The sequence below is a fragment of the Lutibacter sp. genome, from assembly GCF_033723435.1.
GTDB lineage: Bacteria > Bacteroidota > Bacteroidia > Flavobacteriales > Flavobacteriaceae > Lutibacter.
The window spans coordinates 303,737-318,788 of the sequence record NZ_JAWVXC010000001.1 but is presented as its reverse complement, the minus strand read 5'-3'; the positions used below and the strand labels follow the sequence as shown (position 1 = coordinate 318,788).

General features: G+C 27.0%; 12 protein-coding genes. 11 read left to right on the top strand and 1 reads right to left on the bottom strand.

Annotation, left to right across the window (positions count from 1 at the left end):
- Window positions 1-10: 10 nt before the first annotated feature.
- The 11 genes from R3342_RS01415 to R3342_RS01365 are packed head-to-tail and all read left to right on the top strand — an operon-like array spanning window position 11 to window position 13,870.
- Complete coding sequence (locus tag R3342_RS01415; RefSeq protein WP_318937874.1) at window positions 11-1,411, top strand: UDP-glycosyltransferase; 1,401 nt, start codon at window positions 11-13, stop codon at window positions 1,409-1,411.
- Window positions 1,408-2,553, top strand: a complete 1,146-nt coding sequence (locus R3342_RS01410; protein WP_318937873.1) for a glycosyltransferase family 4 protein — start codon at window positions 1,408-1,410, stop codon at window positions 2,551-2,553. The genes R3342_RS01415 and R3342_RS01410 overlap by 4 nt, the downstream gene beginning before the upstream one ends.
- Entirely contained in the window at window positions 2,550-4,097 is a 1,548-nt protein-coding gene (locus tag R3342_RS01405; protein ID WP_318937872.1) for a glycosyltransferase family A protein, read from the top strand. Before R3342_RS01410 ends, R3342_RS01405 begins: the two co-directional genes overlap by 4 nt.
- Window positions 4,087-5,085, top strand: coding sequence for a glycosyltransferase family 2 protein (locus tag R3342_RS01400; RefSeq protein ID WP_318937871.1), 999 nt, complete (start codon window positions 4,087-4,089; stop codon window positions 5,083-5,085). The genes R3342_RS01405 and R3342_RS01400 overlap by 11 nt, the downstream gene beginning before the upstream one ends.
- Entirely contained in the window at window positions 5,082-6,422 is a 1,341-nt protein-coding gene (locus tag R3342_RS01395; RefSeq protein WP_318937870.1) for a glycosyltransferase, read from the top strand. The genes R3342_RS01400 and R3342_RS01395 overlap by 4 nt, the downstream gene beginning before the upstream one ends.
- A gap of 58 nt (window positions 6,423-6,480) precedes the next feature.
- Window positions 6,481-7,560, top strand: a complete 1,080-nt coding sequence (locus R3342_RS01390; RefSeq protein ID WP_318937869.1) for a glycosyltransferase — start codon at window positions 6,481-6,483, stop codon at window positions 7,558-7,560.
- Entirely contained in the window at window positions 7,557-8,900 is a 1,344-nt protein-coding gene (locus tag R3342_RS01385) for an O-antigen ligase family protein (protein ID WP_318937868.1), read from the top strand. Before R3342_RS01390 ends, R3342_RS01385 begins: the two co-directional genes overlap by 4 nt.
- Window positions 8,872-9,900 (top strand): glycosyltransferase, encoded by a 1,029-nt coding sequence (locus tag R3342_RS01380; protein WP_318937867.1) that lies wholly within the window; start codon window positions 8,872-8,874, stop codon window positions 9,898-9,900. Before R3342_RS01385 ends, R3342_RS01380 begins: the two co-directional genes overlap by 29 nt.
- Window positions 9,884-11,275: a hypothetical protein gene (locus R3342_RS01375; RefSeq protein WP_318937866.1), complete on the top strand. Its 1,392-nt coding sequence runs from the start codon at window positions 9,884-9,886 to the stop codon at window positions 11,273-11,275. The genes R3342_RS01380 and R3342_RS01375 overlap by 17 nt, the downstream gene beginning before the upstream one ends.
- Window positions 11,268-12,482, top strand: a complete 1,215-nt coding sequence (locus R3342_RS01370; protein ID WP_318937865.1) for a glycosyltransferase family 4 protein — start codon at window positions 11,268-11,270, stop codon at window positions 12,480-12,482. The genes R3342_RS01375 and R3342_RS01370 overlap by 8 nt, the downstream gene beginning before the upstream one ends.
- Complete coding sequence (locus tag R3342_RS01365) at window positions 12,482-13,870, top strand: exopolysaccharide biosynthesis polyprenyl glycosylphosphotransferase (protein WP_318937864.1); 1,389 nt, start codon at window positions 12,482-12,484, stop codon at window positions 13,868-13,870. Before R3342_RS01370 ends, R3342_RS01365 begins: the two co-directional genes overlap by 1 nt.
- Here R3342_RS01365 and R3342_RS01360 read toward each other — a convergent pair.
- A complete protein-coding gene (locus tag R3342_RS01360) occupies window positions 13,867-15,051 on the bottom strand; it encodes a DUF4105 domain-containing protein (RefSeq protein WP_318937863.1) in 1,185 nt (394 codons plus the stop codon). The two genes, R3342_RS01365 and R3342_RS01360, sit on opposite strands and share 4 nt — an antisense overlap.
- Between the last annotated feature and the right edge of the window lies 1 nt (window position 15,052).

The window sequence follows — 15,052 nt, the reverse complement described above, 5'->3', positions numbered from 1 at the left end:
AATAGATTTAATGAATAGAAATAAGAAAATATTTATTTTTTTACCAGATGGAGTTGGACTTCGAAACTTTACTTTCACTAATTTCCCAGAAATAGGAAATGGAAAAGACTATGATATTATTTATTGGAATAATACTGTTTTTCCAATAGAGCAAATGTTTAAATACAATGAAAAAAAAGTAGATTATTTAAAACCAAATCCTTTAACTGATGTTTTTAAACGCTCTCGCACTAAAATTGAATTAAAACAGAATTATCGACAATTTAAAGATTCAGCTTATTTAACATATATCTTCCCACAATCTTATAAAACACTTAAGTCTGCAATAAAGAGTGCATTTGTATCTTTTTTAGCAGTACTTTTTAATTATAACAAAGATCTAATTTTTATTAGAAAAGTAATAAAAAAGTTAGAAAGAAGATCTAGATACTATAAGCGTGTTAAATTACAATTACAGAAAGAGAAACCTAATTTTATATTTTGTACTAATCAAAGACCATTATCAGGTATTTCTCCTCTTTTAGCAGCAAAGGATTTATTCATTCCTACAGGAACATTTATTTTTTCATGGGATAATTTACCAAAAGGAACCTTAGTTGTAGAAACTGATTACTATTTTGTATGGAGTGATTATATGAAAATGGAGTTATTACAATACTATCCTTTTATTAATGAGGATAAAATTAAAGTTGTTGGAACACCACAATTTGAAATGCATTTTGACAAAAAATTGATTCAGTCTAGGAAAGTGTTTTTTAAAGAAAATGGATTAGAAACAGAAAGAAGGTATATATGTTTTTCAGGAGATGACATTACAACCTCACCATATGATCAATTTTATTTGAGAGATATAGCTAATTCCGTCAGAAAATTGAACATTTCAGGGTATAATTTAGGTGTTATTTTTAGAAGGTGTCCTGTAGATTTTTCAGATAGATTTGATAATATTCTTGAAGAGTTTAGCGATGTTATTGTATCCATTAATCCAGATTGGAAAAAATATGGAAATGCATGGAATACAGTTATGCCTACTCCAAATGATTTAAAAGTTTTAGTAAACACTATTAAATATACTGAAGTAGTAATAAATATAGGATCATCTATGGTTTTTGATTATGCTTGCCATAATAAACCATGCATTTATATAAATTATAATACAGATGAGGTTGATATTAATAAATGGAATATTAACACTATTTATAAGTATATTCATTTTAAATCTATGCCAAATAAAGAATGTGTTGTTTGGCTGAATGATAAAGATGAAATTGAACTTAAGTTAAAAAATATACTAAATAATTCTAGTAAAACAGTTGTTAATGCTAAAAATTGGTTTAAAATTATAAATATAGAAGATCCAAAATTAGCTTCTGAAAATATATGGAATGAAATATCCAAGATAATATCATGAAAATAGCTTTTTTGACTCCAGAATATCCCCATCCAAAAATAAAAAATGCAGCAGGTATAGGAACCAGTATTTTTAATTTAGCATCTGAATTAATTAGGAATAAGGAACACGTAACTGTTTTTGTATATGCGCAGGATAAAGATGAAGAGTTTGATGATAATGGAATTAATATTGTAAAAATAGCATTAAAAAAATATAGAATTTTAGGTTGGTTATTGTATAGAAAACATATTGAAAGAATTATTAATACGCATATTTTTAAATCTAAAATTGAACTTTTAGAGGCTCCTGATTGGACAGGTATTACTGCTTTTATGAAGTTAAAATGTCCTATAGTAATCCGTTTGCATGGATCTGACGCCTATTTTTGTCATTTAGAACAAAGAAAGCAAAAATGGAAGAATTATTGGTTTGAAAAATTGGGATTAAAAGAAGCGGATAGTATTATATCAGTTAGCCAATTTACTGCAATTAAAACAAAGGAATTATTTAATATTAAAAGTAATATTAAAATAATTCATAATGGAATTGATGTAGAAAAATTTACTCGTTCTGAAAGAAATTTGATAGAAGCTAATAGTATTTTATATTTTGGGAGTATTATCCGTAAAAAAGGGGTATTGGAATTAGCAAGTATATTTAATGAGGTTATTAATAATAATCCTAAGGCATCCCTTACATTAGTAGGGAAAGATGTTATTGATATATTAGAAAAAAAATCTACAAAAATTTTGTTTAAGGATAAACTTACAGAAGAAGCTAAAATAAATATTAGTTTTGTAGAAGAAGTTTCATATAATGAAATTCAAAAGTATATTTCAAAAGCATGTGTTATTGTTTTACCTAGTTTTGCTGAAGCTTTCCCTATGACATGGTTGGAGGCAATGGCAATGGGAAAAGCATTAGTAACCTCAAATATTGGTTGGGCAACAGAGTTAATGATTGATGGAAATACAGGTTATATTGTTTCTCCTATTAATCATAAAAAATATGCACAACGAATAGTAGAACTTTTAGATAACAGCCAATTGAATAAGCAATTTGGCGAAAATGCTTATATCCAAATTAAAGAAAATTTTTCAAAAGAAATTATTTATAAAAAGAATATTAAATATTATAAATCAATTATTGGTAGTAAATGATTGTAGTTTATCATAAAAATAATAAGATTACTAAAATTATTAATTCAATTAATGAAGAAGAAATTCAAATTGTAATTGAAGATATTCAACAGTGTTTACTATCTCTTTCAGAAAAATTTAAAAATACATTTATAGTCTGGTGTCTTGTAGATTTAGAAGAATACTTAAATTTAAAAGAAATTTCTAATTTGGGATTGCATTCACTAAAAATGGTTTCTTTTGAATCTTCAGAAAAATATTACATAGATACTTCTATAGGTTTTATTGAACAAACACCTTTTATTAAGGTTAATAAGGAAGTTCAATATCCAACTTGGTTAATGTCATCAGATGTTGGTATAATACATACATCTGTTTTGTTAAAGTTTAATTATCTTTTAAAATACAAGCTAACATTTGATTTCTTTTTAAACACTATTGCAAAAATTGGAATAAAAAATGGTTTATTATGCTATTCTAATCCGTTACTATTAAAAAAAGGTTTTCCTGAAATAATTAAAAAATCTGTTTCAAAAAATGAAATGTTTCATTTTATCAAATCAAATTATAAGTACAGATGGATGTTTTTGTTTTTGTTTAATCAATATGTTTATAAAAAGAATTTTTTAGGATTGAATTTTTTAGGATCTTTTTTTAAAAAAAAGATTTTAAATGAAGTTTCATTTAATGATATCAACATTAAAAATGATGAACAAATTGAAATACCTACAATTGATGTATTAATACCAACATTAGGAAGAGAAAAGTATTTGAAAGAGGTATTACTTGATTTGTCTAAGCAGATAATTATGCCGAAAAAAGTAATAATTGTAGAGCAAAATCCTATTCGAGGAACAGTTTCTAAATTAGATTTTTTATCTGGAAAATGGCCCTTTGAAATTGATCATATATTAATTTATCAACAAGGTGTTTGCAATGCAAGGAATTTAGGCTTAAAAAAAGTAACTTCTGACTGGGTATTTTTAGCAGATGACGATATTCGTTTTGATAGTAACTTATTAAAAGATGCTTTTAAATACATAAATTTATACAGAGCTAATGCAATTAATTTAAGTTGTCTTCAAAAAAATGAAACAGAAAAGCATACAATAATTTACCAATCCACTACTTTTGGTTCAGGCACGAGTATTGTTAACTCAAAATATTTAAAAAACAAATTCTTTGATATGGCGTTTGAGTTTGGTTATGGAGAAGATAGTGATTTTGGAATGCAATTGCGTAATAATGGGGTTGATATTTTGTATCTGCCATTTGTAAAAATTTTACATTTAAAAGCACCTGTTGGAGGTTTTAGAAAAACAATAAAGCATAAGTGGGAATTGGAAACTATTCAGCCAAAACCATCTCCAACAGTAATGATTTATAACTTAAAACACTTTACTAATGAACAAAGACAAGGTTATAGAACTACATTGTATTTTAAATTTTATAAAATACAGTCTATAAAAAATCCATTTAAGTATTTAAAAATAATGAATAAAAGATGGGACAAAAGTATGTATTGGGCAAATTTTTTAATAAAAAAGTATTCCAATGAATTTTAGTCTTATAATTTGTACATATCAACGCCCAAAAGCTTTATTAAACTTATTGAATTCTGTTCAAGAACAAGAACGGTATCCATATGAAATTCTAATTATTGATGGCTCAGTTGATAAAGAGACTAAAAAAATGTTAAGTCAACATAATTTTATGAATGTTCATTATTTTTTGGTAGAGGATTCGGATAGAGGCTTAACAAAACAACGAAACTATGGCATTTCTAAAGTTTCTAAAGACATAGATATTGTTTGTTTTTTAGATGATGATACAATTTTAAGTCCAATATATTTTGAAAATTTATTAAAAACTTATGCTGAACATCCAAAAGTTATTGGTGTAGGAGGATATATTATTAATGAAGTAAAATGGGAAGAAAACAATACAGTAAATTGCACTAAAAATTATTTTTGTGTTGACGGTTTTAAAAGAAAAGAAGGGACTCGTTTTAAATTAAGAAAGTGGTTACATCTTATAGATAGTACTCCACCAGGCTTTATGCCTACATTTTCTCATGGGCGTTCTATAAGCTATCTGCCTCCTTCAAATAAATCGTATCTAGTTGAATTTTTTATGGGAGGTGTTTCTTCTTTTAAAAAGGGTCTATTCCATAAAATTAATTTTTCAACTTATTTTGAAGGATATGGTTTGTATGAGGATATGGATTTTTGTTTAAGAGCTTCACAATTAGGTGAATTATATGTAAATACAGCAGCAACATTAGAGCATCATCATGAAGAAGCAGGGAGACCTAATAAATATACCTATGGAAAAATGGTAGTACGTAACGGTTGGTATGTATGGCGTGTTAAGTATTCAAATCCTACCTTTAAGTCAAAGATGTTATTTCATTTAAATGTAATTGTGTTAATGAAAATACGTTTTTTTAATGGATTTTATGGTAGCCATAAAATAGAAGCATTTACAGAGGCATTTGGAAGATTGGTTGGATGGTTTACCTTATTTTTGAATAAACCTAAAATTAATAGATGAAGTTTGCAATCATAACACATGCAGTACATAAGCTAAAAGATAAAAATATTTATGCTTATGAGCCATATGTTCGCGAAATGAATTTATGGTTAAAATATGTAGATGAGGTAGAAATTATAGCTCCGGTTTCTAACGATGATATTTTTTCTATAGAAAGCAAGTATCAATTTAAAGACCGTCATTGCGAACATAGTGAAGCAATCTCTTTAAAGGAACAGATTGCCACGTCGCAAACTCCTCTCAATGACGAACAAGAGAAACAGAATGCTTTGCCATCAATTCCTTGCAATGACAAAATTAAATTAATACCTATACCTTCCTTTGATATTACTTCGATAAAAAATGGAATAAAAGCAATATTTAGAATCCCTAAAATTTTTGTACGAATATATAAAACGATGCAAAGGACAGACCATATTCATTTACGTTGTCCTGGGAATATAGGGTTGTTAGGATGTATTGTTCAAATATTTTTCCCTAACAAACCAAAAACTGTGAAGTATGCAGGTAATTGGGATCCTAAAAGTAAACAACCATTAAGTTATCGATTTCAAAAATGGATAGTATCCAATACTTTTTTAACTAAAAACACAAAAGTACTAGTGTATGGAGAATGGTCTAACCAAAGTAAGAACATTGTTCCTTTTTTTACGGCAAGTTATTCTGAGGAGGAACTGCAAGAAAAACAAAAAAGTCTTCGACAGGCTCAGATTGACAATGCAGAAGAACAGATTGCCACGTCGCGAACTCCTCGCAATGACGAAAATAATAGTCACCCTGACCTTGTTGAAGGATTTGATGATAAATGCATTCACTTCATATTTGTAGGTGCATTAACCAAAGAAAAACAACCTTTGTTAAGTGTAAAAGTTGTACACGAATTAAAAATGAAAGGATATAATGTTCAATTAAATATGTATGGAGAAGGTATTGAACGTAATCATATAGAACAGTACATACAACAAAATCAGTTGAGAAAAACGGTAATTTTACATGGTAATGCATCAAAGGATATAGTAAAAAACGCATATAAAAAAGCACATTTTTTACTTTTTATTTCAAAATCAGAAGGTTGGCCAAAAGTTGTTGCAGAAGCTATGTTTTGGGGTTGTTTACCAATTTCCAGTAATGTATCTTGCATTCCGTATATGTTAGGAAATGGGAGTAGAGGAACAATGGTAAATACTGAAATAAAAGAAATCGTTTCTGTAATTGAAGATTATTTAGAGCATAATGAAAAATATGCAGAACACGTGAAAGAAGCAATAAAATGGTCAAGGCAATATACATTAGAAAAGTTTGAAAAAGAGATAAAAAGTGTATTATTGTCATTCTGAGCTTGTCGAAGAATTTTGTGGTAATAATTATAAATTCTAAATGAAATAGAATTAGTGAATGAATAAAAAACTAAAAGTCATACAACTTATAGATTCTCTAAATCCAGGGGGAGCAGAAATGATGGCAGTAAATATTGCTAATGGTTTAGCAGATAATGGTGTAGGATCGTATTTATGCACGACACGTTTAGAAGGGGATTTAATAGCAAAAATTAGTAGTGACGTTGGTTATTTGTTTTTAAATAAAAAATCATCTTTAGATATAAGTGCCTTTTTGAGATTAAAGAAATTTATAAAAAGAAATCAAATATCTATAATTCATGCACATTCCTCATCGTATTTTATTGCAGTTTTAATAAAGTTAGTTTATTCTAATGTTAAAATTATTTGGCATGACCATTATGGAAATAGTGAAAATTTGAAAGATAGAACCAAATTTCCTTTAAAAGTAATGTCCAATTTGTTTAATGTAGTAATTTCAGTTAATCAATTATTAGAGAAATGGGCTATACAGAATTTAAGTGTAAAAAAAATATATGTGCTTTCTAATTTTGCTAATTTTAATTCTGATTTTCAAAAGGTTACCTTTTTAAAAGGAGAAGAAGGTAAAAGAATTATTTGTTTAGCAAATTTACGAGAGCAGAAAGATCATATTAATTTATTAAATGCATTTAAAAATATTCAAAAAAAGCTTCCAACTTGGACATTACATCTAGTAGGGGTTGATTTAATGGATAATTATTCTATTGAAATTAAATCTTTTATTAGCAAATACCAATTAACTAATTCTATATTTTTGTATGGAAATCGCAAAGATATACCCTTTATATTATCGCAAGCTAGTATAGGTGTATTATCTTCAAAATCAGAAGGTTTGCCAGTGTCTTTGTTAGAGTATGGATTAGCAAAATTACCTGTAGTGGTTACTGATGTAGGAGATTGTTCAAATGTGGTTGCAGATGATGTCAATGGATTAGTAGTCCCTCCAAATAATTCGAAAAAGTTAGAGGAAGCTATTTTAAAACTGATAAAACAGGGAAATAGTGCAAAGATTATGGGAGAAAAATTATTTGAAATGGTTGTTTCAAAATTTTCTAAAGAAAACTATATTTCTAAATTAATTAAAATATATAATTGAATAGTAATACTTCATACGGTAGATTAGTTTTAGCAATACTTCATCTTGTTTTAGGTGTTTTTTTGCTTATAGGTATTGTTGCAAAAGTGTATTCTATCTTAATAGTGGTGTTTGGTATTTTATTTATTATAAAATCAAAAAACGAGTATAACGAGGCCATACTTTGGAGTGCTTATTTAGTAGGAGCAGAGGTGTTATTTAGAATGTCAGGAGGGTTGTTTTTTTATGAACTTTCTAAATATGGGGTATTACTATTTTTACTTATTGGTTTGTATATTGAACGTAAAAAACACCATATATCTGTGACTTATTTAGTGTATATTTTATTATTATTAATAGGAATTGCTTTTGTAAATATACCTTTTACGGAATCTATACGAAAAGCTATCACATTTAATTTAAGTGGTCCTATATTATTAGGTGTTTCCGCAATATATTTTTATAAGCGGAAAATAACTTTACAAAAGTTAATGGCTATGTTATTTTATATGGGGTTACCTGTAATTTCTATGTTAAGCTATCTTTTTTTTGAAACACCAGATATTAAGGATATTAGATTTGGTGGAGAAGCTAATTTTGCTACATCAGGAGGGTTTGGACCTAATCAGGTAGCGACTATTCTAGGAGTAGGTATTTTTATTATTATTATTCATTTGTTTCTAAAAAAGAGAATATTTTCTTTCTTATTAGCAGATAGTTTTCTCTTAATTTATTTAATATTTAGGGGGCTGTTAACTTTTTCTAGAGGAGGAATAGTTACTGCTTTTTTAGCAATAGGATTTTTTACTTTTTTTTATATACGGTCAACTAAAGATAAATTAAAAAACACATTTAAATTTATAACTCTGTTTGTGTTTTTAGGTATTTCTTTGTTATTATACACTTCCAATTTAACTGGAGGAATGTTAATGAACAGATACACGAATAAAAATGCAGCAGGTATAGAAAAAAAGGATATTACTACTGGTAGAGCTACCATTTTTGAAACGGATATAGAGGGTTTTTTAGCACATCCTTTTTTTGGTTTAGGAGTTGGAGGTAGTAAATTTTATAGATTGGATAAATTGGATAGTTATGCAGCTTCGCATAATGAAATTAGTAGATTGTTAAGTGAACATGGTATGATTGGATTAGTTATCTTGTTTCTATTAATCCTAGTCCCAATAAAAAATATACGTGGACAATCTAATTTGGCTATCGCTTTTTTAGGGGCTTTTTTTATATTTTGGTTTTCAACCATAAATCATTCTGCAATGCGAATTGCTTTTCCTGGATTTATTTATGGACTTAGTTTAATAACTTTTAAAAAAGATGAAGAAACTAGTTTATATAGGGAATAATTTTGCTAAAAAAAGCAATTACCACTCTGCAATGGAGACCTTAAGTAATTTATTGGTATCTAATGGATTTATGGTAATAAAAAGTTCTTCTAAGAAAAATAAAATTGTGCGTTTAATAGCAATGTGTATAACTATTATAAAACATAGAAAAAGTGTAGATTATATACTTATAGACACTTTTAGCACCATAAACTTTTATTATGCACTAGTAACTTCTCAATTGGCAAGAATATTAAAATTGAACTATATACCAATTTTACATGGAGGCAATTTGCCAAATAGATTAGATAAATCACCAATTTTTTCAAAATTAATGTTCCATAATTCTTATTTAAATATTACCCCATCCAAGTATTTAGAATTTGAATTTAGTAAACGAAATTTTAAAACCTATTATATACCCAATGGTATTAATATAAATGATTATAGTTTTAAATTAAGAAATAATATACAACCCAAACTATTATGGGTTAGAGCTTTTGATACTACCTATAATCCATTATTAGCTATAAAAGTATTATCTAAATTAAAGGGAAAATATCCAATGGCTACATTATGTATGGTTGGACCAGATAAGGATGGTACCTTGCAGAAAGCAAAACAATTAGCAAAAAAAATGAATATAGCAGATGCTATTACTTTTACCGGAGTATTAAAAAAAGAAAACTGGCACGTACTTTCCAAAAACTATGATGTTTTTATAAATACTACAAATGTAGATAATATGCCTGTAAGTATTATAGAGGCAATGGCATTAGGCTTTCCTATTGTTTCTACAAATGTAGGTGGTTTATCATATTTAATTGAAAATAATATAAATGGAATTTTAGTAGCATTAGATAATGCAAATGTAATGACAGATGCTATTGTTAAGCTACTTCAAAATCCAACAAAAGTTGAAAAATCATCCTTAAATGCAAGGAAAAAAGCAAGTACTTTTGATGAGCGTTTAATCTTAGAAAAATGGAATGAAATCTTAAAGGATGAAAATGACAGATAGTATTTATAAAATAAGTCCAGTTATTTTGCAAAACCTTTATATATCATTGTATGGGGCTTATTGGAAAAATAGGAGATATGGTGGTTGTTTTCTTCAGAAAATTGAAGAATACAAATTACATGAAGCCTATTCAGAAAAAGAATGGGAAAATTATCAAGAAATTGAGTTAAGAAACCTTTTAAAATATACTTTTAAAAATGTTCCTTTTTACCAACAAAAATATTCTGATGAAGGATTTAAATTAAATGATTTTGAGAATTTTAAATTAGCAGATTTAAAATCATTACCAATCTTAGAAAAAGAAGATTTAAGAAAATACGGAAAGAACCTTTTGCTTTCAAAAAGCAAAGATAAAGGAAAATTTTATTCGAGTAGTGGAAGTACAGGAACTCCGATAGAAGTCTATTTGAGTAAAAAGATGCATCAAAGTTGGAGCGCATTATATGAAGTACGGGTTAGAAATTGGGCAAATTTAAATTTCAATGCTCCTAGAGCTATGATTGGAGGCAGAAGAGTTTTACAAAACACTAAATTGAATCCTCCCTATTTTAGGTATAATTATTTTGAAAAACAGGCATATTTTTCAGCTTATCATATTTCAAAAGACACAACAATAGATTATGTTTTAGAATTAGAAAAAGTTAAAAGTGAGTATTTAGTAGGTTATGCTATGAGTATTTATTTATTAGCAAAGAATATAAATAATTTAAAAATTAATGCACCAAAATTAAAAGCAGTACTTACCTCAAGTGAGAAACTTACAAAACATATGCGTGAAACAATTGAATTAGCTTTTAAATGTAAAGTTTTTGACGCATATAGCGGTATTGAGGCTTGTGGTTTAATTTCAGAAAACGAATTTGGAGAATTACTTTTTAGCCCTGATTCAGGTATTTTAGAAGTAATAAATAAAAAGGGAGAAAGTTCAAAATTAGGAGAAGTAGGGGAAGTTATATCTACAGGTTTTTTAAATTATGATCAACCTTTAATTAGATATAGAATAGGAGATCAAGTAATTTTAGAAAAGAACCAAAAAACAAAAAGTGGTGTGAATTTTCCAAAAATTAAAGAAATATATGGACGGAATGAAGATGTTATAGTAGGAAATGATGGAAGAGAAATGGTTCGATTTCATGGAGTATTTATTAATATAGATGGATTAATTATGGCTCAAGTTCTTCAAATTAGTTATACTCAAATTGTAATAAAACTAGTAGTTGATTCTACTTACAATATAAATAGTGAAAAACAAATTATAACAAGAATTAAAAGTCAGTTGAGCGGTATTAATGTTACTATTAAATATGTTGAGGCTTTAGAAAATACAAAAAATGGCAAATACAAAGCAGTTATTTCAAAATTGAAAAATGAATAATAAAGTTATTTGGATTATAAATCAAACAGCTGGTAAGTCTACATCAGGTTGGGGAGAGAGACATTACCAATTTGCAAAGTATTGGGCGAAGAAAGGCTATGAAATAGTTATTATTTCAGGATCATATAATCATTTATTTATTAATCAGCCTAAAATATCTAATAAGACCTTCACTTTTGAAAATGTTGAAAAAGATATTACTTTTTGTTGGGTGAAAATCCCCAAATATTTTGATGGAGGTTATCGAAAATTTTGGAGCAATATTATTTTTATGATAAAGTTGTTTTTTCTTCCAAACAAAAAATTAAGAAAGCCATCTCATATAATAGTTTCTTCAATGCCCATTTTTCCAATCATTAATGGATACATGTTTAAGAAACGTTTTAATTCGAAGAAATTGATTATTGAAATTAGAGATCTATGGCCATTAACTCCAATTTATTTAAAAGGATATTCAAATAATCATCCATTTATCAAGATTGTGGCTTGGTTTGAAAAATTTGCTTATAAAAAATCAGATTATATAGTTTCGTTACTTCCAAATGCACATTTATATATTAATTCTATTTCAAAAACTCCTGAAAAATTTGTTTATATTCCAAATGGAATGGATGAAGAAGAATCTAATATAACTAAAGTTTCAAAAAATATTTTTGATAAAATTCCTGAAAATAAATTTATAATTGGTTATGCAGGTACCTTAGGAATGGCAAATGCTATGGAATATTTTATAGAAGCATCACAAAAGCTGAAAAATAATGATGAGATTCATTTTGTAATTGTTGGAGATGGTTATTTAAGAAATAAATTTATAAATCAAACTAAAAATAATTCTAATATAACATTTATAGATAAAATTCCTAAAAGTAATGTGTCAGAAATGTTAAGTTTTTTTGATGTTTGTTATGTAGGTAGATATAATAGAAAACTCTATAATTATGGAGTATCTTATAATAAATATTTTGACTATATGTTGGCAAAAAAGCCAATTTTAGAATCCTCAAATTCTATCAATAGCCCTGCGGAAGAATCTGGTTGTGCAACAATAGTTGAACCTGAAAATGCTAATGCTATAGTTAGGGGTATTTTAAAATTAAGTAAATTATCAAAAAAGGAATTAGAGTTTATTGGAGAAAAGGGGTATTGTTATGTAAAAAAATATCATAACTTTGAATATTTAAGTAACCAATATTTAAAACTTTTTTAATGCCCCAATCTAATAAAATACATTTTAGTATTTCTGAGCGTAAAATTTATTTACGCGTTTTGGATTTGGTGTTTTTATTAGCGGGTTTTTATGTATTAACTAGTCTTTTTGATTACCCTTATTTTACATTTTCTAGTCCAAAAAGTTTGACTTGGACACTTCTATTAATATTTTATATTAATTTTTTTGGAGAAATTTTTGAAATGTATCAATTAAAAATAGCTAGTGATGTTTATTTAACCTTACGTAGTTTATTTATCACGGTAATTTTTACAACTATTTTTTATGTATTTACACCTGTGCTTTCACCTGAATTACCAGAAAATAGAATTCAGATTGCCTATTTTATTTTAGTCCTTTTTGGAACTATTTTTTTGAATAGATGGCTATACATTAAACTTATTTTTGCACCACGATTTTCTAAAAATATATTAATTATTGCAAATGCAGAAACCGTTGAAAAGTTGCTTAATTTGACTAAAATGGATTTAAAATCGAATCATTTTGTTGGATATATTTCAAACAAACAACTTTCACAGTCAGAAATACCATACATTAATATTGATTTGATTAATTTAGAAAATTATGTAAATGAACATTACGTTAATGAAATTATTGTTGCTTCACCTAAACTAAATTTAGATTACAATAAAATTAATACGCAGTTAATTGAATTGTTTGAAAGTGGTATGATAGTTAGGAGTGTGGATGATTTTATTGAGGAAGAAACAAGTAGAATATCTGAAGATCATTTATCTGAAGATTTCTATAATAATTTTACATTTAGTAAAAGCCATCAAAATAACTTATATCTGGCATTTATGCGTTTTTTAGATATTATATTTTCATTGATTGGAATTATAGTTCTAATGCTTTTAACACCTTTTATATTTATAGGTAATTTAGTTGGAAACAGAGGAAAGATGTTTTATAAACAACAAAGAGTTGGCAGAAAAGGAAAAGATTTTACTATAGTGAAATTTAGAACTATGGTTTCTGATTCAGAGAAAAATGGAGCAGTTTGGGCGGAAAAAAATGATGAAAGAATAACTCCTTTTGGGAAAATTCTAAGAAAATCTAGAATTGATGAGGTGCCACAGTTTATAAATGTGCTAAAAAATGATATGAGCCTTATTGGTCCACGACCTGAACGCAGAGAGTTTGTAGAAAAATTAGGGAAAGAATTACCTTTTTACGCTTTAAGGCATGTTATTAAGCCAGGTTTGACAGGTTGGGCACAAGTTATGCATCCTTATGCAAATTCCGTAGAGGATCAGCACAAAAAGCTACTTTATGATTTGTATTATATTAGAGAACGAAACTTAACTATGGACTTTAAAATTATTATGAAAACTATTAGTACTATTCTATTTTTTAGAGGAACTTAGTTAGTAATAGTTGTATTTCTATATTTAATCAAATAGGAATATCTAATAATTAGAACAAGTAGAAAAGGAACAATTGCTAAATTAAATACTTGTACTTTTAATATCCAAATAATAAAAGTTAGTGCAATAAGAAGTAATAAAATCCTATTATAAGTAACTATCCATTTAGGTATTTTATTTTTTAATACTACAAAAGCAATAAATAGGTTTGGAGCAAAAGCCCATAAAAAATTAAGATTTCTGTAGGTTGCTGTATGTGATGTGGCAAACCATAATAATAAAACAATTACACCTATAATTCCTGTAATAAAATACAATAAAAAATCAATGGTTTTAGTCCGTTTATTCTTTTTAAAATCATTGTAAGTTATAAAAGCTATAAGTAAACTTAGTATTAATATTATGTTTACAGGTGAGAATAAAGAGTAGTGTTGTATTGTTTTTTTTGACGATAAAACAGTTGTCTCTCTTTCTACTAAAGGCTTGGTTTGATTATCTTCTGTTGTAATAGTTGCATTTTCAAACGTTTTAAAAATATAATCGGGTAAAAAATTATAATCTTTTTTATTTGCTTTTTTATCAATTACAGAACCTAAAGCTAAGTCAATTCCAAATTTTGCCCATTTAAAGTTAGACGTATAATCAGCAATTAAATCGCGATGTGTTTTGTTGGTTTTAATGTAATTGGTTGTAAAATGAACTTTATCTTTTAAAATATTTTGAATGATATCTTCAATTTTAGTTGCGCAATTATTGTAGAAAAAATCATACTGATAATATTTATTCTGAGGTTTAGCATTATTTTCTAAAAAGTCATAAACTTTCTGGACATCTACAGGAGTTAAATTTAATTCTTGTGCTTTTACCCATCTGTTTTCATAATTATATTCTCGTAAAAAACGAAGAAAACTAGAAGTAGAAAGTTGGTAAGTTAGTTTTCCTTTTGCAAAGTTTAAATAAAAATTAGGGGCATTAAAATCAAAAGTACCGTAATTATAAATTTTATCTAATTGCAAAACTGGATCATGAACCCTAAAAGCACTGTGTCCAAATGCAGAATATAATTCACTGCCAGGTCCGCAAGTAATAACACTAACGGTGGCTTTATTGGATAATTTTTGAGCGTTTAATTGAAAAACAGCACAACAAAAAATTAGGAAGATTAAATAAATTTTTTTCATA